The organism is Streptomyces puniciscabiei, from assembly GCF_006715785.1.
GTDB classification, from domain to species: Bacteria; Actinomycetota; Actinomycetes; order Streptomycetales; family Streptomycetaceae; genus Streptomyces; species Streptomyces puniciscabiei.
Map to the genome: position 1 here is coordinate 4,790,061 of NZ_VFNX01000001.1, position 18,588 is coordinate 4,808,648.

Sequence of the window (18,588 nt, forward strand, 5' to 3'; positions counted from 1 at the left end):
ACCGGGCAAATACAGCTCCCTAGGCCCCGCCCACCGCCGTCAGCAGAGCGAGCGGCGCCGCAGCCGACCGCGCCTCCCGCACACACGCATGCGGATAGGGAACCGGCTCCGGATGGGTGTCCCTGCCGTACCCGGCCAGAACCTCCGGCAGCCGACACCCCACCACCGTCGCCGCGTCGATCAGCGAACGCGCCACCGCCCGGGCCTCGTCGTGCAGCCCGTACCGCGCGAGCCCCAGCGTGATCAGCGCGTTGTCATGCGGCCACACGGAACCCCGGTGGTACGACAGAGGGTGGTACGCCGCCTGCCCCGCGGCCAGCGTCCGCACCCCCCACCCGGAGAAGAAGTCCGGCTCCAGCAGCCGTCGGCCCACCACCTCGCCGTACTCCTTGTCCAGCAGCCCGGACCACAGCAGATGCCCGGCGTCGGAGGCCAGCGCGTCGATCTGGCGGCCCTCGCCGTCCAGCGCGAGCGCCGGGAAGGACTGCTCCCGCATCCAGAAGTCCCGCTGGAACCGGTCCCGGAGGTCGGCGGCGGCCTGCTCCAGCAGGGCGCCGTACGTCTCGTCGTCCCACACCGACCGCGCCAGCCACGCCGTGCGGCGCAGCGCGTCGTAGGCGTAGCCCTGTGCGCCCGCCGCCATCACCGCGCCGGTGGGCCGGCTGCCGTCGGCGCAGCAGATCGCGCCGGGGGAGTCCTTCCAGTTCTGGTTGGCGAGGCCGCCCTCGTCGGCGCGGTAGACGAGGTAGCCGCGCGAGGTCAGGCCGCCGTGGTCCAGCATCCAGCCGACGGCGGCACGCGCGTGCGGCTCCAGGCGCCGCGCCGGGCCGGTGTCCCCGGTCTGTTCGACGTACGCGCCGAGCAGGATGAGGAACAGCGGGGTCGCGTCGACCGAGCCGTAGTACCGCCCGAACGGCACCTGGCCGAAGTGCGCCAGCTCGCCGTGCCGTACCTCGTGCACGATCTTGCCGGGCTGGGCGAGCGGGGACGGGGGGCTGCCGGCCGCCTGGGTTGCGGCGAGCGCGGGGAGCGTGGCGGCGGCCAGTTCCGGGCGGTACGGCAGCGCGAACAGGGAGGTGAGCAGGGCGTCCCGGGCGAGCAGGGTGAGGAACCAGGGTGCCCCGCCGGCCGGGACGCGCAGTTCCTCGCCGTCGGGCCCGCGCGCCGGCACCTGGAGCGCGGCCAGGTCGGCGAGGCCCCGCGCGCAGGCCGCCGCCAGTTCCGGCCAGCCGGTCGGGAAGGCCACGCCCTCGACGAACTCCCCTTCCAGCGCGCTGAGTTGCTCGTGCACGGACGCCGGGTCGCGGGGCACCCGCAGGGCGCGCTTCTCGCCGTGCGGGCGGGCCATCACCCGGAGCACCAGCTCGGTCGTGCCGTGCGGCGCCAGGTCGAGGGTCCACACCAGCCGGCGGGCGCCCGTGCCGGTCTCCTCCACGGCGTCGGGGGCCGGGTCGGCGGTGATGGTCGTACGGGACTGCCACTCGGCGCGCCGGTAGGTGAACTCGATGCCGTCGTCGAGGACTTCGCGGGAGCGCAGGGCGCCGGGCTTGGCGTAGGTGCGGTGGTCGGAGCGGAGCTCGAACTGGTCGGTGAAGTCGGCGTCGGCGGTGATGGCGAGCCGGACGGTGGTCGGCACCGGGCGGTTGCTGGTCACCCGGAGCGACTCGACGAACGAGCTGTCGCCGACGGCCTGCTGCCGGAAGAGGGTGTGCGCCGGAGGCTCCTGCCGGCCGCCGCGCGGGACGAGCACGCAGCGGGCCGCGTCACCGTCGGTGACCGGGGTGAGCACCTCGGGCACGGCGCCGTCGACGGTGAGCTGCCAGCGGCTGAGGTGCCGGGCGTCCCGTACGAACAACCCGTCCGGGGAGCCGCTGCCCCGGACCCCGCTGATGTCGCCCCGGTCGCCCACGGCGGCGAACGTCGCCCCGTGCACGAGCAGATGGTGCCGGTCCGTCATCGCCGGTCCCCTCCTTCGTCACTTCTGTCGAACGTGCCGCCGCCGGTGCGGGACACGGTGTGTCCGGGGGGCTTGGGAAGCTCTTTGTGCAGCTCGTGGTGCAGGTCGAGGGCGAGCGCGGCGGTCCAGCCGAAGCCGGTCGCGCCGCAGGCCTCGCCGGTGTACGGGTCGACGTACTCCGCGAAGTCCGTGGCCTCGGCGAGTTCCAGCACGGCCGCGCGCAGCGCGTCGGCCCGCTCCCGCTCGCCGTGCACCCGCAGACCCCGCTCCAGCAGCCAGCTCGTGTTGAACCAGGCCGGGCCGCGCCAGTACCGGTGCGGGTCGAAGGCCTCGCCGAGGAGGTCGTAACTGGGCACGAGCCGGGTGCGCTCGCCGAGCCCGAAGTGCGGCCCGCACAGCGTGCGCACGAGCGCGGCGGCCACCTCGCGCGGCAGCCCGGGCAGCATGAGCGGCACCAGACCGGACACACTCCGCTCCGGGATCAGCCCGGAGCCGCCCTGATCGGGGCGTGGGGTGGACTCGCCCTGTTGGCGGGCCGTTCCGGAGATGCCCTGCTCGTCGGCCGGGGCGGAGGTGCCTTGCACGCGGGTGGGGCCGTCGGCAGCCGGCGAGTTGACGGGGCCGTGGGGACGGCGTGCGTCGACGCGGCCGGAGACACGTCGCTCGTGGACGTGGCCGGAGGCGCCCTGCCCTTGGGCCCGGTCGGTGGCGCCCTGCCCGTGAGCCGGGTCGGCGGCGGCCTGTTCATGGAGCGCGTCGGAGACACCGTGGGTCGCCACGGATCCGCCCCGCTGGTGGATCTCTCCGCCGGCGCGCAGGTCCCGGCACAGGAACATCCCGTACGCCGGGTCCCACAGCCGGTCCACCAGCGCCTGGGTCAGCCGTTCGGCGCGTGCGTGCCGTGCGGTGCCGGCCGCACCCAGTTCCTCGGCGATCCGGGCCAGCGCGTGTTCGGAGGCGATGAGCAGGGCGTTGAACGCCGGGTCCTCGACCGCGAACTCACCCTCTTCGTCGGTGTACCCGGCGTCCCGGTAGTCGGCGGCCAGCCGCACATACCGTCCGTAGTCCAGATCCGTCGGCCGGTCCTCGGGTGCCCCGTGGTCGAGGTCGGCGCGGCGGAAGGAGCGGGCCGGGGCCGGGGTGGTACGGGCCAGCGGGGCGTCCCAGCACGGGCTGTTGTCCATGCCCTGCTCCCAGGGGTGGACCACGGACACCAGCCCGCCGCCGCCCAGGTCCCGGCGGTGCAGCAGATAGCGGTGCCAGGCGGCCAGCCGCGGGTACATCCGGGCCAGGAAGCCGCGGGCGCGCGACAGTCCGGGGTCGGCGCGGTGCACCAGCCAGGCCGCGAGCGCGTGTACCGGTGGCTGCACGATCCCCGAGGTCTGTACGGTGCGCGGGGCGCCCGCGGCGTGACCGGCGGTGGAGGAGCGCCAGAAGTCGGGGCTGGGGAAGTAGGCGTCGAGCGGTACGGAGGGGTTGAACACGATGTGCGGGACACGCCCGTCGGCCCACTGGGCGGCCAGCAGTGTCTCCAGCTCGGTCTGGGCCCGCAGCGGCGAGACGTGCCTGAGGCCGATCGCGATGAACGCCGAGTCCCAGGACCACTGGTGCGGATACAGGCTCCGGGAGGGGACCGTCGAGCCGCCCGTCCAGTTCGCGTCGAGCACCCGGGCCGCTCCGACCCGCAGGGACGCGCCCGAGGCCGGGGGACCGCAGGCGGTCCCGAAGGGCACGGGCGCCGCGGGACGGACGGTGAGCTTCGTGCTGCTGCGATCCACTCGGGGCTCCCCGAAGACGAAGACACCCGGCCGGGCCGACCGGGTTTGGTGTTGACCCTCGTAGAGTTACGTCTATTTAACACGCAAAACTCAATATGTAATGCAGGCTTGGGAAACACAAGGGGGTGCGCATGACCGAACGTCCGGGAAGAACCGGGAAGGCCGGCGGCCCGGCCGGTGCCGGAGAGCTGCTCGAACTGGTCCGCAGCGGGCGGGCGGTGACACGCGGTGCGCTCCAGCAGGCGACCGGACTGTCCCGCGCGACCGTCGGCCAGCGCCTGGACCGCCTCTTCCGGGCCGGCTGGCTGCGCGAGGGCGCCGGCGGCCCGGTCGACTCGCCGCTCGGCGGCCGCCCCTCCATCACCCTGGAGTTCGCCGACTCCCACGCCGTCGTCCTCGCCGCCGACCTGGACACCCGGCACGCCCGCGCGGCCGTCCTGACGCTGACCGGCGAGATCCTCGCCGAGCACTCGGGGACGCTCGTGATCGGGGACGGGCCGGAGGCCGTACTGCCCGAACTGGGCCACTGGTTCGGGCAGTTGCTGGAGAAGGCCGGGCGGCCGGCGACGGAGGTCTGCGGCATCGGGCTCGCCGTGCCCGGCCCGGTGGACACCGGGACCGGCCGCGTGGTGCAGCCGCCGATGATGCCGGGCTGGGACGGCTACGACATAACGGGCCGTCTGTCCCGCGCCTTCACCGAGCACACGGGCGCTCCGGCCGTCCCCGTGCTGGTCGACAACGACGCGAACCTCATGGCGTACGGCGAGCAGCGCGCCGGACACCCCGACTGCGCGGCCTTCGTGCTGGTCAAGGTGTCCACGGGCATCGGCGCCGGGGTGGTCGTGGACGGCTCGATCTACCGGGGGATCGACGGCGGCGCCGGCGACATCGGGCACATCCGGGTCGGCGCGGACGCGCTGTGCCGCTGCGGTTCGCACGGCTGTCTCGCCGCCGTGGCGAGCGGGGGCGCCGTGGCCCGGCGGCTGGCCGAGAGCGGGGTGCCGGCCGCCTCCGGCGCGGACGTACGGGATCTGCTGGCCGCCGGGCATCCGCAGGCGGCGGCGCTGGCCCGGGAGGCCGGGCGGCAGGTCGGTGACGTGCTGGCGACGGTGGTGACCCTGCTGAACCCCGGGGTGCTGATGATCGCGGGCGACCTGGCCGGGACCCCCTTCCTCACCGGCGTCCGGGAACTGCTCTACCAGCGGGCGCTGCCGCGTTCCACGGCACACCTGGAGGTCGTGACGTCCAGGCTGGGCGAGCGTGCCGCGCTCATCGGAGCGGGGGCGCTGGTCGTGGAACACCTCTACGCGCCGGAGCGGGCCGAGGAGCGGCTGAGGGCACTGGGCGTCTGACACGGCCGGCGACCGGGGTCCGACGTGGCCGGTCCGGGCGTGTGACGTGGGTGTTTCCGGGTACCGGGAAGCGGTCCGCATGGTGAAATCCGGCGGGCTGTGGCAGCGTGATTCTCGCCACCCTTGATAAGGGTTGCGCTCAGATGAGCGGATCATGGGCGACTGCACTTCTCCAAGGGGTGGCACTGGGTGCCACCCCTTGATCGTTCATCGATCGAAAACAGACGTGCGGGTTACTCGCTCATCTGAGCGGGAAACCCCGGGTTGGAGGGTGCTTGCGTTCAAGAAGTGAAGGCATCTGGTGGTGCTGGCTTGCCAAGCCTTGACTTTCGATCCGCTGGCGGACGACTGGTTACGGGCTCATGACGCGTAAGTGGACGTACCCATGCGCCTTCGATCTGGGTATGTTCCTGGCCGTCAGGGCAGCCACCGTGGCCTCAAGGAGTCGAGACCCGTGTCGGAAAACAAAGAACCCCACGTAGCGAAGTTCGTTTACGACTTCACCGAGGGCAACAAGGACCTCAAGGACCTCCTCGGTGGCAAGGGCGCCAACCTCGCCGAGATGACCAACCTCGGTCTGCCGGTCCCTCCCGGCTTCACCATCACCACCGAGGCCTGCAAGGTCTACCTGGAGAGCGGTGAGGAGCCCGCGGCACTGCGTGACGAGGTGAGTGCGCACCTCGACGCCCTCGAGTCCCGCATGGGCAAGAAGCTCGGCCAGCCCGACAACCCCCTGCTGGTCTCGGTCCGCTCGGGCGCGAAGTTCTCCATGCCCGGCATGATGGACACGGTCCTGAACATCGGCCTCTCCGACAAGTCGGTGCAGGGCCTCGCCAAGCAGGCCGGCGACGACCGCTTCGCCTGGGACTCCTACCGCCGCCTGATCCAGATGTTCGGCAAGACCGTCCTCGGCGTCGACGGCGAGCTCTTCGAGGAGGCCCTCGACAAGGCCAAGGAGGCCAAGAAGGTCACGGTCGACACCGACCTCGAGGCCGCCGACCTGAAGAAGCTCGTCACCACCTTCAAGAAGATCGTCAAGAAGGAGGCCGGCCGGGACTTCCCGCAGGACCCGCGCGAGCAGATGGACCTCGCCATCAAGGCGGTCTTCGACTCGTGGAACGGCGACCGCGCCAAGCTGTACCGCCGCCAGGAGCGCATCCCGCACGACCTCGGTACGGCCGTCAACGTCTGCTCGATGGTCTTCGGCAACCTGGGCCCCGACTCCGGTACGGGTGTCGCCTTCACCCGTGACCCCGCCTCCGGCCACCAGGGCGTCTACGGCGACTACCTGCAGAACGCCCAGGGCGAGGACGTGGTGGCGGGCATCCGCAACACCGTCCCGCTGGCGGAGCTGGAGTCGATCGACAAGAAGTCGTACGACCAGCTCATGCAGATCATGGAGACGCTGGAGAACCACTACAAGGACCTCTGCGACATCGAGTTCACGATCGAGCGCGGTCAGCTGTGGATGCTCCAGACCCGCGTCGGCAAGCGGACCGCCGGTGCCGCCTTCCGCATCGCGACCCAGCTGGTGGACCAGGGCCTGATCGACGAGACCGAGGCGCTCCAGCGCGTCACCGGCGCCCAGCTGGCCCAGCTGATGTTCCCGCGCTTCGACGAGCACGCGAAGGTCGAGAAGGTCGCGCGCGGTATCGCCGCGTCCCCCGGCGCCGCGGTGGGCAGGGCGGTCTTCGACTCCTACACCGCCGTCAAGTGGTCCCGCTCGGGCGAGAAGGTCATCCTGGTCCGCCGTGAGACGAACCCGGACGACCTCGACGGCATGATCGCGGCGGAGGGCATCCTGACCAGCCGGGGCGGCAAGACGTCCCACGCGGCCGTGGTCGCCCGAGGCATGGGCAAGACCTGTGTCTGCGGTGCGGAGGAGCTGGAGGTGGACACCAAGCGCCGCCGTATGACGGTCCCCGGCGGCCGCGTCGTCGAGGAAGGCGACCTGATCTCCATCGACGGTTCGACGGGCAAGGTCTACCTGGGCGAAGTCCCCGTGGTCCCCTCCCCGGTGGTGGAGTACTTCGAGGGCCGGATGCACCCGGGCGCGGACGACGCGGACGAGCTGGTCGAGGCGGTCCACCGCATGATGGCCTTCGCCGACCGCAAGCGCCGGCTGCGGGTCCGCGCCAACGCCGACAACGCCGAGGACGCGCTGCGCGCCCGCCGCTTCGGCGCCCAGGGCATCGGCCTGTGCCGCACGGAGCACATGTTCCTCGGTGAGCGCCGCGAGATGGTCGAGAAGCTGATCCTGGCGGACACGGAGAGTGAGCGCGAGGCGGCCCTGTCCGAGCTGCTCCCCCTCCAGAAGAAGGACTTCATCGAGCTCTTCGAGGCGATGGACGGCCTCCCCGTCACCATCCGCCTGCTGGACCCCCCGCTGCACGAGTTCCTCCCCGACATCACGGAACTCTCGGTCCGCGTGGCCCTGGCGGAGTCCCGCCAGGAGCCGCACGAGAACGAGCTCCGCCTGCTCCAGGCGGTGCACCGCCTGCACGAGCAGAACCCGATGCTGGGCCTGCGCGGCGTACGCCTCGGCCTGGTCATCCCCGGCCTCTTCACCATGCAGGTCCGCGCCATCGCCGAGGCGGCCGCGGAACGCAAGACGGCGAAGGGCGACCCGCGCGCGGAGATCATGATCCCGCTCGTCGGCACGGTGCAGGAGCTGGAGATCGTCCGCGAGGAGGCCGACAAGGTCATCGCGGAGGTCGAGGCGGCGACGGGTACGGCGCTGAAGCTGGCGATCGGCACGATGATCGAGCTCCCGCGCGCGGCCCTCACGGCGGGTCAGATCGCCGAGGCGGCGGAGTTCTTCAGCTTCGGCACGAACGACCTGACGCAGACGGTGTGGGGCTTCAGCCGCGACGACGTCGAGGCCTCCTTCTTCACGGCATACCTGGAGAAGGGCATCTTCGGCGTGAGCCCCTTCGAGACGATCGACAAGGACGGCGTCGGCTCCCTGGTGAAGTCGGCGGCGGAGGCGGGCCGGCGCACCCGCCCCGACCTCAAGCTCGGCGTCTGCGGCGAGCACGGCGGTGACCCCGAGTCCGTCCACTTCTTCCACGAGGTCGGCCTGGACTACGTCTCCTGCTCCCCCTTCCGCATCCCGGTGGCCCGCCTCGAGGCAGGCCGCGCGGCGACCCAGTCGGCGGGCAGCGACCACCGCTAGGCCCTGCCGGGCTGGTTGAACCCCGGAGCCGCTGCTGGTCCCCGACCCTCACCGATCGGCAGCGGCTCCGGCGCACGAAAGAGGAGAGGCGACACCCTGTGCGGGGGGTGCCGCCTCTCTGTGTGTTCAGTTTCGGCCGGTGTCCTGTTTTGGATCATCAGATGCGGTGATCGGATCGGGACGTAAGGATTCGCCATGTGATCGAGGCGCTACGTTCTGTAACTCCGGTGGCCGGTGGGGCTGTCGGAGTCATGGGAGAGGTGGCGTATGAAGAAGACAGTGGTGGGTCTGGTTGCTGCGGGGGTCTTTCTCGCGGGTGCCGGAACGGCGGTTGGGTCGTCGTGGCGGAATCTGCCAGACCAACGCACGGCAGGAGTTGCCTTCGAGGGAGGCCAGTACCAGTTCAATCCTACTGAGCGTAACCACGGAGCATTCGAATGGCGTGGCTACCTGAGGGACACCAACACCACGGATGGCCACAACGGGTACGTGGAGGTCCAGGTCGATGGCCATGACTGGATGCGCTACTACGGCAAGCAGGGGAAAGCCGTCTTCATGCATCACTCGAACTGGGATGGGGCTCAGCAGTACATCGAGCATGCCCGACTCCACGTGTGCCGTGACCGGGGCGCTCTTCGTCCTGACAATTGCTCGACCGAGCGGCATTTCAGCTACGGAATCAACGGCTGAGCGAGGTCGTGGTGGCGGAAACACTGGTCGCCAGAGAAATCGATCTCTTCTATGGGACGTCGCAAGCGGTCAAGGGAGCGTCGATCGTGCTGCGCCGGGGCGAGATCGCGGCAATCACCGGGCCGAGCGGCTCGGGCAAGTCATCGCTGCTTTACTGCCTTGCCGGCGTACTGCCCGCCAGCCGAGGTGAAGTCCGCTTCGAGGGCTGTTCATTCGAGGAATTGGACGATGACGAGCTGAGCGCTCTTCGTCGGGATCGCTTCGGATTCGTCTTCCAGTACGGGGAGCTGCTACCCGAGTTGACCGTAGAGGAGAACGCTGCCCTGCCCCTGCGTCTGGCAGGGCAGCGAAAGAGGGCCGCGCTCTCAGCTGCCGGTGAGGTGTTGGGCAGGTTGGGTCTGGCGGAGCTGCGAAAGCGCCGACCGTCCCAAGTGTCGGGTGGACAAAGCCAGCGCGTGGCCGTGGCCCGTGCTCTGGTGCATCGACCGGCTGTGGTCTTCGCCGATGAGCCGACGGGCTCGCTCGACAGCGGCAACGCCTCGGCTGTGCTAGGCGAGTTCCTGACGCTGGCTCGCTCACAGGGCACGGCTGTCCTCCTCGTCACCCATGACCCGGATGTAGCGGCACGCGCCGACAGCCGCTACTCCATGGTGGATGGCGTCCTTACTGCAGTGAGGCCGGTCGAATCGTGAAGGAGCTGCTTCTCGGACTACGTCTGCTGTTGGGCAGCGGACGCGGCAACCGTGTGCGATTCGCGCTGATGAGCGTGGGTGGCTCGATCGGTGTGTGCTGTTTGGCGATCGTGCTCACGATCCCCGGGATTCTGGCCGCGCAGGATGCGCGTGTCGCGGCAAGACAGCCGGTGGTGCCGAGAGACGAGTCGCACCGCCCGGTCTTCGCAGGGTTTCCCCTTCTACTGGAGCGGACTGAACCGTACGGCTCCAGGCCCCTCACTCGCATCTTCCTGGCCCGTGGTTCAAAAGACGTCGGGCCGCCACCAGGTTTGTCGTCGTTCCCGCGCGTAGGGCAGGTCTTCGTCTCCCCGCGGTTGCATCAGGCTCTACGTGCCGAGCCGAATCTCGCCCAACGTCTTCCAGGGCGGGAATCGGGTCTGATTGGCCATCAGGGGCTCGCCCGCCCCGAGGAGCTGGTTGCCTACGTCGGCGTACGTCGTGGTGAGCTGTCGGACGGCACTCCCGTCGTATGTTTCGGAGCGAAGAAGGCCTCGGAACGCACTGTGGATCCGGCGACACTCGGCATCTTGCGCTTCACCATGGTGGGGATCGTCCTGGTGCCATTGGCGGTGTTTCTCTCCGTCTGTGCCCGTCTATCCGCGGCCGAGCGGGCTCGCAGGCTGGCCGCGCTGCGTCTGCTGGGCATGAGCGGCAAGGGGGTGCAGCGGGTGAACGCCGCCGAGACGGTCGCCGCTGCCGGCCTCGGCTCCCTACTGGGGCTGGGTGCGTACTGGGGGTTCAACCAGCTCGTCTCGCGGATCGGACTGCCCGGATTCAGTTGGTACCCGAGCGATGGCGCGCCGACCAATTCCACCATTGTGGCCTGCCTGTTGGGCTGCCCAGCACTCGCATGGGCCGTGGGGCGGGTCAGTGCACGGAAGGCGGCTGCGAACCCACTCGCCGTTCGCAGGACGGCTCCAGAGAAGCTTCCATCTGCCTGGGGTTTCGTTCCGCTGCTGGCCGGGTCGGGCATCGCCGCGGGTTACTGCGTCGCCGGGGCAACTGGGCGCGTGCCTACCGACACTGGATCGTCCGTGCTTCTGATCCCCTCAATGATCGTCCTCATCGGCGTCGGCCTTGTGACGATTCTGCCGCGGCTGTCCCGGGCGCTGGCCGGACGGATCGCCCGGTCCACCCACTCACTCGCCCTCGGTCTCGCCATGCGGCGCAATGAGGCCGAGCCGGGCGGGGCGCTTCGGGTGGCTGCTGGACTGGTCGTGTTGGTGTTTGCGGCATCCCTGGCCCAAGGGGTGCTTATCGAGCTGGACCAGGTCAGCAAGAACACCTCTCCGATCCAGGACTACGACATGCGGTACGCGCAGCTGACCGCGGCTCAGCGACAATCCCTTGAACGACTGCCGGGCGTTCGCGCCCATATCGTCACCATGGAGTCGTCGCTCGTCGGTGGGTCGGAAATGGCATGGTCCCCCCAAGTCGTCCTGGCCACGTGCAGGCAGCTCCGGTCTGCGGTGCCGTGGGTTGGTGAGTGTGTTGACCGGCAACCCCTGCGGCTGACGAACACAAAGATGCCCCAGGACGGACCAGCAGACGTCGGAAAGAAGCTTGTTCTCCGGTTGGGCGGCGGCCACCGCGACGTGCCGATCACGGTGCCGAAGCGAACGGTCCCCTACCACGAGTTCGCGGATTCCTGGGTCCTCGGCAGCCAGGCGATCCTCGTTCCGCCGTCCGAACTGCCCGCGAGTGCACGTCCGGAGAGCGCCACGCTGACCCTGATCAGTGCCTCAGACCCCGACACCGTCCGCAGAGTCCTCGACGGCATCGGTCATGTCGCTCCGACGATCGAGGTGATCCCGCAGGGGCTGAACATCACGGCCCTCCAGCAGATCGCGGTCGTCAAGACTCTCCTAGCTCTCGGCATGGTCCTGGGCGCCGTCATCGGTGTTGCCGCCTATGTGGTCGCCGCCACCGACCGCGCAGTGGAACGGCGCCCTCAGGTCACCGCTCTGGCCCTGCTCGGTGCACGCCCCCGCACCCTGCGGGCCGTGCAGGTCACGCAGGTCGTGCTGCCGCTGTCGGTGGGGCTGCTGCTCGCCGTCGCCCTGGGCAAGATGGCCGAGTCCAGCTATCTGGTCACCGGCGGCGGCACGGTCTTCTGGGACGGTGCCGGTCTCCCCCTCCTGCTGGCTGGCACCCTAGGCGTTGTAGCTGTCGCCGCGCTCGGCTCCCTCCCGCTCGTCGGGCGGCGGATCGACCCCGAGTTGATTCGGCGGGACTGAGGGGCGCGACAGGTGAGGGGGCGGTACCCGGTATGGGTGCCGTCCCTCTTCAGTTGTGGGGGGTGAGCAGGCCTTTCACCAGGGCCGCCAGGCCGTGGGCGTAGGTGTCCTGTGCGGTCAGGGTGGCCCAGCGGTCCGCCAGTTGGGCCAGGCGGGGGAGTTCGGCCGGGTCGAGGTCGGCGAAGACGCGGTCGCGGTAGGTCGGGCGGGCGTCGGTGGCGCGCCGGCGGGCCGCTGTCGCGCGGACCAGGATCTCGCCGGCGGTGTAGTACCAGATGGTGCGGTAACCGTGTACGGCGTCGTCCGGGGACAGTCCGCACTCCGTCAGACCGTCCACGATCTGCTCGACGTGCCACAGGGCCGACGTGGACATGAGGTCGTCCGCCGTGAGGACGTCCACCGTCCAGGGACAGGCCGCCAGTACCTCGTGGATCGCGGTGGCGGCGGCGATGACGCGTTCGAGTGGGTCGGTGGGAGGGGCCGGCGGGCGGCGCAGGGTGCGGGCGGCGTAGTCGTCCAGGAGCAGGACGAGGAGTTCCTCCTTGTCGCGGACGTGGTGGTACAGCGCCATGGGCGTGCTGCCGATCTCGGCGGCCAGGCGGCGCATCGTCAGCCGCTTCACCCCCTCCTCCGTCACGATCCGGAGCGCCGTCCGGATGATCTCCGCGCGGGAGATACGGGCTGGTCGGCCGGGGGTGTTGCCGGTCGTGGTGCCGGTGCCCTTGCCGGTCGTCGTGCCGGTGGGCTTTCGGGCGGTGGGCGGTTGCGGCATGGGGTCCATCATGCCTGCGTCGTCCGCCGCGGGTTGCGGAGTGTCGACAACGCCGCTCGGCCGCGCTAGTTTTCTTACATGTATAGAAACCAAAGCGGGCGGTTAGGCGGCGGCAGGAGCGGCTTGCTGCTCGCGGCCGCCGCCGTCGCCCAGTTCGTCGTCGCTCTCGACATGGCCGTGGTCAACGTCGCGCTCCCCGCGATCCGTACCGCCCTCGGCTTCGCTCCGCTCGACCTGTCCTGGGTCGTGCACGTGTACGCGCTCACCTTCGGCGGCTTCCTGCTGCTCGGGGGCAGGGCCTGCGATCTGTACGGGCGGCGCCGGCTGTTCGTCGCGGGGCTCGTCGTCTTCGGGGTCTGTTCGCTCGCCGGCGGACTCGCCCGGGAACCGTGGCAGTTGGTCGCCGCACGCGCGGGGCAGGGTGTGGGTGCGGCGGCCGCCGCACCGGCCGCCCTCGCCCTGCTGACCGCCACCTTCACCGACGGCCCCGCCCGCGTCCGCGCCCTCGGGGTGTGGAGCGCGATGAACGCCGTCGGCGGGGCGCTGGGTGTCCTCGCGGGCGGCGTGCTCACCCAGTACGCGGGCTGGCGCTGGGTGATGCTGATCAATCTGCCCATCGTGGCGACCGCCCTCGTGCTGATCCGCGCGGCCGTACCGACCGAGCCCGGGCCGGTGCGGCGGGAGCGGCCGGATCTGCTCGGAGCGCTGCTGGCCACCGGCGGCACAGGGCTGCTGGTGTTCGGTGTCGTACGGACCGACGTGCAGGGGTGGGTGAGCCGGGAGACCCTGGCCGCTCTCGGCGGCGCGGCTCTTCTGCTGGCCGCGTTCGCCGTCGTCGAATCCCGCGCGGACGCACCGCTGTTGCGGCTCGGGCTGCTGCGCGGTCGCTGGGTCGCCGGTGCCAACCTGCTCGTGTTCCTCGCCGCGGCCGGGCAGTTCAGCGCGTTCTACTTCGTCTCGCTGTACCTCCAGCAGGTCCTGGGCCTCGGCGCCGCCGCGACCGGCGCCGCGTTCCTGCCGTTCAGCGTGGGCTCGGTCGCGGCCACCTTCGCCGCCACCCGGATCACCGCGCACCGCTCGCCCCGCACCGCCCTCGTACCCGGCGCGCTCTTCGCCGCCGCGGGCATGGCCTGGTTCGCCCGGATCAGCCCGCACGGCAGCTTCCTCACCGATGTGCTCGGGCCGTCCCTGCTCACCAGCGTCGGCATCGGGCTGGTGTTCGCACCGGCGGCGGCCGCCGCCACGACCGGTGTCCGGTCCGGCGAGGCCGGCATGGCCTCGGGGCTGTTCAACAGCGCACGTCAGCTGGGCGGATGCATCGGCGTGGCCACGCTGGCCACGGTGGCCGCCCACCACACCGGTGCGGCCACCGACCCCGGCGCCCTCAACGGCGGCTACGCCCTCGCCCTGGCCGTCACGGCCGTCCTCCTCCTGTTCGCGGCGGTCGTGGCGGTCGCTGTGCTGCCCCGAATACCCCGAGTGCCCCGAGCGCCCCGACCGCCCCGGCGGCGCATCCGGAGCGCCGACACCGATGCCCCCCACCTCACAGCTCCTGCGGACCAGCGAATGGAAGGAACACCGTCATGACCATCACGACCGTCGATCTGTTCTCCTCGATGCTGGACTTCCGACCCGACGGCGGTGTCCTGGCCGGCGCCCGGCGGATGACCGAAGGCGATCCCGGCTCCTGGCAGGTTGCGGCCTTCCATGTGGAGACCGACGCCGACGTGCACGCCGACCACTGGGAGGTGCATCCCGCGGGCGAGGAAGCCGTGTGCTGTCTGGCCGGGGGCGTGCGCCTGTATGTCCGCCCCACGGCTGAGGGCGGCGCCGAGGAGATGGTGCGGCTGGCGCCGGGCACCGCCGTGATCGTGCCGCGCGGCCGCTGGCACCGGCTCGAACTGGACGCTCCGAGCGATCTGATGTCGATCACCCGCCGGGGCGGCTCACGTCTGGAGAAACGCACCGGTCTCTGCGGCTGATCGATCCGCGCCCGATCGATCCGCGCCGTTGAGCAGCCCGGGAGGGGGCGGCAGCCGATCCCGTCCGTCGCCCCCTGGCGCGCCGCCCGGACCTGTCACCTCCGCCTCAGAAGACGCCGTCGACATTGACCGGACCGACCTGGAAGACGCCGGAGCAGATGGTCCAGGGTGCCGGGACCAGGGTCGCGGTGCGGGAAGCCGGCGGGTAGACCCGCAGGTAGCTGCCGGTGCGCAGGCAGGGCCCGCCCACCGGGCCGTTGGTGGTGCGGACGACCGCCGACGCCGTATGGGCGGGGGCGAGGGTGACCGTGCCGTACGACCGGCCGCTGCGGGTGGCGGCCGGGCCGATCCGGTGGTGCGCGGTGTCCAGGACGCTGACGCCCGGGTAGCCGCGCAGGGCACAGCTGGCCGTGCCGGTGTTCGTGAACCGGACAGGCCAGTACAGCGACCCGGCCGCGCCTTCCTTGCGGCCCATGGAGAGGTACAGGTCGCTCACACCCCGGACAGTGGTCGACGCCCGTGCCGTCGCCGGGGTCGCGCTCCACGCGGCTCCCGCGGCCGTGAGGCCGAGAAGAGCGGCGGTCAGCACGGCCGCCGGGCCGCGCCGGGGGAGTGTCCGGAGGAGTCTCAGAGGATTCGGGTACCGGGACATGCCGTATCCGCCTCCATCGGGTGAATGGGTGAATGGGTGAATGGCTGAAGGGGTGAATCAGTGGATGAAGGGCACTTTGTTCGATGCACCCCGGGCCGGAAAAGTTGTGCCCATCCCTCGTCCATCGCCTTGCGGGTCCCCTGGCACACGGTCGCAACACGCCTTTCGTAATCGACGCGCATGGTTGATCGTTGGGCCGTGCATCAATGACGAAGAGGACCGACGAAGAGGACCGACGTCAGGGGGCACCGACGATGACGATGAGCCGTAGGGGACTGCTGGCCGCGGGGGCAGGGACGATGGCAGGTGCCGGGTTACTCGGCGCCTGCGGATCCAACACCGGGCGCGGGGGCGGGGACGCCCAGGGGACGGCGCTGTCGCAGTGGTATCACCAGTACGGTGAGGCCGGCACCCAGCAGGCCGTCGAGCGGTACGCCGGCGCCTACCGCAAGGCGCGCGTCACGGTGCAGTGGCGGCCGGGGAACTACGACCAGCAGACCGCCGCCGCCCTGCTCACCGACTCCGGGCCGGACGTCTTCGAGGTCAACGGGCCCACGCTCGACCAGATCCAGGGCGGTCAGGTCGTCGACCTCACCGAGCTGATCAAGGACGTCAGGGACGACTTCAATCCGGCCGTCCTCGCGCCCAAGACGTACGAGGGCCGGGTCTGGGCCGTTCCGCAGGTCATCGACATGCAGATGCTCTACTACCGCAAGAGCCTGCTGCGCGACGCCGGGGTCGAGCCGCCGGACACGCTGGACGCCCTCGTGGACGCGGCGCGCAAGCTCACCGGCAGCAAGGTCAAGGGCCTGTTCCTGGGGAACGACGGGGGAGCCGGTGTGCTCGGCGGCACGCCCCTGTACGCCGCCGGGCTCCAGCTCGTCACCGAGGACGGCAAGGTCGGCTTCGACGATCCCGCCGCCGCCCGCACCCTCGGCAAGCTCCACCGGCTGTACGCCGACAAGTCGCTCCTGCTCGGCGCGCCCGCCGACTGGTCCGACCCGTCCGCCTTCGTCCAGGGGCTGACCGCGATGCAGTGGTCCGGGCTGTGGGCGCTGCCGCAGATCAAGAAGGAGCTGGGGGACGACTTCGGGGTCCTGCCGTTCCCCGAGGACGGCGGTCACGGCAGGCCCGCCGTACCGGTCGGGGCGTACGGCGCCGCCGTCAGCGGCCGCAGCAGGCACAAGGAGGCCGCGAAGGAGTTCGTGCGCTGGCTGTGGGTCCAACGCACCGACTACCAGGAGGACTTCGCGCTGTCGTACGGCTTTCACATCCCGGCCCGGATCTCCCTCGCCAGGAAGGCCACCCAGCTGCGGTCGGGGGCCGCCGCCGACGCCGTGCGCCTCACCACCGACCACGGCTACGCCCAGCCGCTGCTGTGGACGCCGGCCGCCCAGACCGCCTACCAGGACGCGCTCAGCCGGATCATCAGCAGCGGGGCGAGTCCGGAGGGCGAACTGCGGGCCGTCGTACGGAAGGTGGCCGCCGAGCTCGACCGGGTGAAGAACGCGAAGAAGACCTCGTGAGGAGCCGCAGGACCCTCTGGTTCTGGGTGTTCGTGGGGCCGTTCGCGCTCGGGCTGGCGCTGTTCACCTACGTTCCGCTGCTGTGGAGCGTGGGACTGAGCCTCTTCGACGCGCACAACACCGTCACGCCCACGCACTTCGTCGGGCTGGACAACTACACGGCGATGCTGAGGGACGACGCGTTCGTCGACAGCCTGCGGACCTTTCTCGTCTTCACCGCCTTCATCGTGCCGGTCACCTATGCCCTCTCCCTCTCGCTCGCCCTGATGGTGAACCGCCTCGGACGCGCCCGCGCCTTCTTCCGGTCCGTCTTCTTCCTCCCGGCCGCCTGCAGTTACGTCGTCGCCGCGCTGGTGTGGAAGATGTCGATCTTCAACGGGGTGCGGTTCGGGCTGGCCAACACCGTCCTGGGGTGGTTCGGCGGGGATCCCGTCGCCTGGCTGGCCGGCAGCGATCCGCCCTGGTACTGGCTGGTCATCGTGACCGTACGGCTGTGGCTGCAGGCCGGGTTCTACATGATCCTCTTCCTGGCCGGGCTGCAGCGGATCGACCCGGTGCTGTACGAGGCGGCCGCCGTGGACGGGGCCCGGCCCGGCTGGACCGTGCTGCGGCACATCACCCTGCCGCAGCTGCGGGCCACCTCGGTCGCGGTGGTGCTGCTGCTCGTCATCAACGCCTTCCAGGCCTTCGACGAGTTCTACAACCTGCTCTCGGACGCGCGGGGTTATCCGCCGTACGCCCGGCCGCCGCTGGTCTACCTCTACTACACCGCTCTCGGGCAGGGGCAGAACCTGGGGCTCGGCAGCGCGGGCGCGGTGATCCTCGCGCTGGTCATCGCGGTCGTCACGGTGGGGCAGGCGCGGTGGCTGCGACTGGGAAGGACGGACGCCGATGGATGACGCCCTGGTACGGGTGGGCCGGGCGCTCAGGCTGGTGATGCTGATCGCGCTCGCCCTGCTCTTCCTGATCCCCTTCTATCTGCTGGTGCGCAACGGGCTGTCGAGCGAGCAGGACATCACCTCGCCCGAATGGACCTTCTTTCCGGGGGAGGTGCGATGGGAAAACGTCCGGGAGCTGTTCGACGACCCGTCCGTCCCGTTCGCCCGCTCGCTGCTCAACTCCGCGCTGATCGCCGTCGCGACCACGCTGGGCACCCTGTTCCTGGCCTCCCTCGCGGGCTACGGCCTCGCCCGCATCCCCTACCGGCACGCGAACAAGGTCTTCTACGGCATCCTCGGCACCCTGCTGGTCCCGGCCGCCGTCACCTTCGTGCCCAGCTTCGTGCTGGTGTCGTCGCTGGGCTGGATCTCCACCTACCGGGGGCTGATCGTCCCGACGCTGTTCTCCGCGTTCGCCTGTTTCGTGTTCCGGCAGTACTTCCTCGGCTTTCCGCGGGAGTTGGAGGACGCGGCGCAGGTCGACGGGCTCGGGTACTGGCGGACGTACTGGCTGGTGGTGGTGCCGAACGCGCGGCCGGTGTTCGCGGCGGTCGGGACGATCGTGTTCCTCGGGGCGTGGAACTCCTTCCTGTGGCCGCTGGTGATCGGGCAGGACCAGAGCGCCTGGACGGTGCAGGTGGCCCTGTCGTCGTTCACCACCTCCCAGGTCGTGCGACTGCACGAGCTGTTCGTCGCCGCGGCCGTGTCGATCCTGCCGCTGCTCGTGGTGTTCCTGTTCTTCCAGCGGTGGATCGTGGCCGGGGTGGAGCGGTCGGGGATCGACTAGCCGGTCAC

General features: G+C 70.6%; 14 protein-coding genes. 10 read left to right on the forward strand and 4 right to left on the reverse strand.

Annotated features, from left to right (window positions below):
* Window positions 1-19: 19 nt before the first annotated feature.
* Both FB563_RS22190 and FB563_RS44140 read right to left on the reverse strand, forming a co-directional pair.
* On the reverse strand, window positions 20-1,957 hold the full coding sequence (locus FB563_RS22190; protein ID WP_055706724.1) for an amylo-alpha-1,6-glucosidase: 1,938 nt from the start codon (window positions 1,955-1,957) through the stop codon (window positions 20-22).
* Complete coding sequence (locus FB563_RS44140) at window positions 1,954-3,735, reverse strand: MGH1-like glycoside hydrolase domain-containing protein (protein ID WP_055706725.1); 1,782 nt, start codon at window positions 3,733-3,735, stop codon at window positions 1,954-1,956. Before FB563_RS44140 ends, FB563_RS22190 begins: the two co-directional genes overlap by 4 nt.
* A gap of 131 nt (window positions 3,736-3,866) precedes the next feature.
* Here FB563_RS44140 and FB563_RS22205 point away from each other — a divergent pair, with 131 nt between their 5' ends.
* The 5 genes from FB563_RS22205 to FB563_RS22225 all read left to right on the forward strand — a co-directional run bounded on the left by FB563_RS22205 (window position 3,867) and on the right by FB563_RS22225 (window position 11,923).
* Window positions 3,867-5,087, forward strand: coding sequence for an ROK family protein (locus tag FB563_RS22205; protein WP_199832842.1), 1,221 nt, complete (start codon window positions 3,867-3,869; stop codon window positions 5,085-5,087).
* 454 nt (window positions 5,088-5,541) lie between these two features.
* Window positions 5,542-8,262, forward strand: a complete 2,721-nt coding sequence (ppdK, locus tag FB563_RS22210; RefSeq protein ID WP_055706727.1) for a pyruvate, phosphate dikinase — start codon at window positions 5,542-5,544, stop codon at window positions 8,260-8,262.
* 267 nt (window positions 8,263-8,529) lie between these two features.
* Entirely contained in the window at window positions 8,530-8,952 is a 423-nt protein-coding gene (locus tag FB563_RS22215) for a hypothetical protein (RefSeq protein WP_234357785.1), read from the forward strand.
* 11 nt (window positions 8,953-8,963) lie between these two features.
* Window positions 8,964-9,644 carry an ABC transporter ATP-binding protein gene (locus tag FB563_RS22220; RefSeq protein ID WP_079048813.1) on the forward strand — a complete coding sequence of 227 codons (681 nt, stop codon included), beginning with the start codon at window positions 8,964-8,966 and terminating at the stop codon, window positions 9,642-9,644.
* Window positions 9,641-11,923, forward strand: coding sequence for an FtsX-like permease family protein (locus FB563_RS22225; RefSeq protein ID WP_055706728.1), 2,283 nt, complete (start codon window positions 9,641-9,643; stop codon window positions 11,921-11,923). Before FB563_RS22220 ends, FB563_RS22225 begins: the two co-directional genes overlap by 4 nt.
* Window positions 11,924-11,972: 49 nt before the next feature.
* Here FB563_RS22225 and FB563_RS22230 read toward each other — a convergent pair whose 3' ends face one another.
* A complete protein-coding gene (locus FB563_RS22230) occupies window positions 11,973-12,695 on the reverse strand; it encodes a TetR/AcrR family transcriptional regulator (RefSeq protein ID WP_107100646.1) in 723 nt (240 codons plus the stop codon).
* A 78-nt stretch (window positions 12,696-12,773) separates the two neighbouring features.
* Between FB563_RS22230 and FB563_RS22235 the strand changes: the two genes are divergently transcribed.
* Together FB563_RS22235 and FB563_RS22240 are read left to right on the forward strand one after the other, a co-directional pair.
* Window positions 12,774-14,282, forward strand: a complete 1,509-nt coding sequence (locus FB563_RS22235; RefSeq protein WP_055706729.1) for an MFS transporter — start codon at window positions 12,774-12,776, stop codon at window positions 14,280-14,282.
* A complete protein-coding gene (locus FB563_RS22240) occupies window positions 14,279-14,677 on the forward strand; it encodes a cupin domain-containing protein (RefSeq protein WP_055706730.1) in 399 nt (132 codons plus the stop codon). The genes FB563_RS22235 and FB563_RS22240 overlap by 4 nt, the downstream gene beginning before the upstream one ends.
* A 106-nt stretch (window positions 14,678-14,783) precedes the next feature.
* On the opposite strand, the gene FB563_RS22245 is transcribed toward FB563_RS22240, so the two are convergent.
* Window positions 14,784-15,173 (reverse strand): DUF4232 domain-containing protein, encoded by a 390-nt coding sequence (locus FB563_RS22245; protein ID WP_159045521.1) that lies wholly within the window; start codon window positions 15,171-15,173, stop codon window positions 14,784-14,786.
* 410 nt (window positions 15,174-15,583) lie between these two features.
* Here FB563_RS22245 and FB563_RS22250 point away from each other — a divergent pair, with 410 nt between their 5' ends.
* Genes FB563_RS22250 through FB563_RS22260 form a run of 3 tightly spaced genes read left to right on the forward strand, consistent with a single transcriptional unit; the run spans window position 15,584 to window position 18,580 of the window.
* Window positions 15,584-16,855, forward strand: a complete 1,272-nt coding sequence (locus tag FB563_RS22250) for an ABC transporter substrate-binding protein (RefSeq protein WP_055706732.1) — start codon at window positions 15,584-15,586, stop codon at window positions 16,853-16,855.
* A complete protein-coding gene (locus FB563_RS22255) occupies window positions 16,852-17,754 on the forward strand; it encodes a carbohydrate ABC transporter permease (protein WP_055706733.1) in 903 nt (300 codons plus the stop codon). The genes FB563_RS22250 and FB563_RS22255 overlap by 4 nt, the downstream gene beginning before the upstream one ends.
* The gene (locus FB563_RS22260) at window positions 17,747-18,580 is read left to right on the forward strand and encodes a carbohydrate ABC transporter permease (protein ID WP_055706734.1); all 834 of its coding nucleotides are present in this window, start codon (window positions 17,747-17,749) and stop codon (window positions 18,578-18,580) included. The genes FB563_RS22255 and FB563_RS22260 overlap by 8 nt, the downstream gene beginning before the upstream one ends.
* The last annotated feature ends 8 nt before the right edge of the window (window positions 18,581-18,588 follow it).

Bases quoted from the DNA above. Each gene is read 5' to 3' on its own strand.
- FB563_RS22190 (WP_055706724.1), bottom strand. From the start codon at position 1,957: ATGACGGACCGGCACCATCTGCTCGTGCACGGGGCGACGTTCGCCGCC.
- FB563_RS22205 (WP_199832842.1), top strand. From the start codon at position 3,867: ATGACCGAACGTCCGGGAAGAACCGGGAAGGCCGGCGGCCCGGCCGGT.
- FB563_RS22215 (WP_234357785.1), top strand. From the start codon at position 8,530: ATGAAGAAGACAGTGGTGGGTCTGGTTGCTGCGGGGGTCTTTCTCGCG.
- FB563_RS22230 (WP_107100646.1), bottom strand. From the start codon at position 12,695: ATGCCGCAACCGCCCACCGCCCGAAAGCCCACCGGCACGACGACCGGC.
- FB563_RS22235 (WP_055706729.1), top strand. From the start codon at position 12,774: ATGTATAGAAACCAAAGCGGGCGGTTAGGCGGCGGCAGGAGCGGCTTG.
- FB563_RS22240 (WP_055706730.1), top strand. From the start codon at position 14,279: ATGACCATCACGACCGTCGATCTGTTCTCCTCGATGCTGGACTTCCGA.
- FB563_RS22250 (WP_055706732.1), top strand. From the start codon at position 15,584: ATGACGATGAGCCGTAGGGGACTGCTGGCCGCGGGGGCAGGGACGATG.
- FB563_RS22260 (WP_055706734.1), top strand. From the start codon at position 17,747: ATGGATGACGCCCTGGTACGGGTGGGCCGGGCGCTCAGGCTGGTGATG.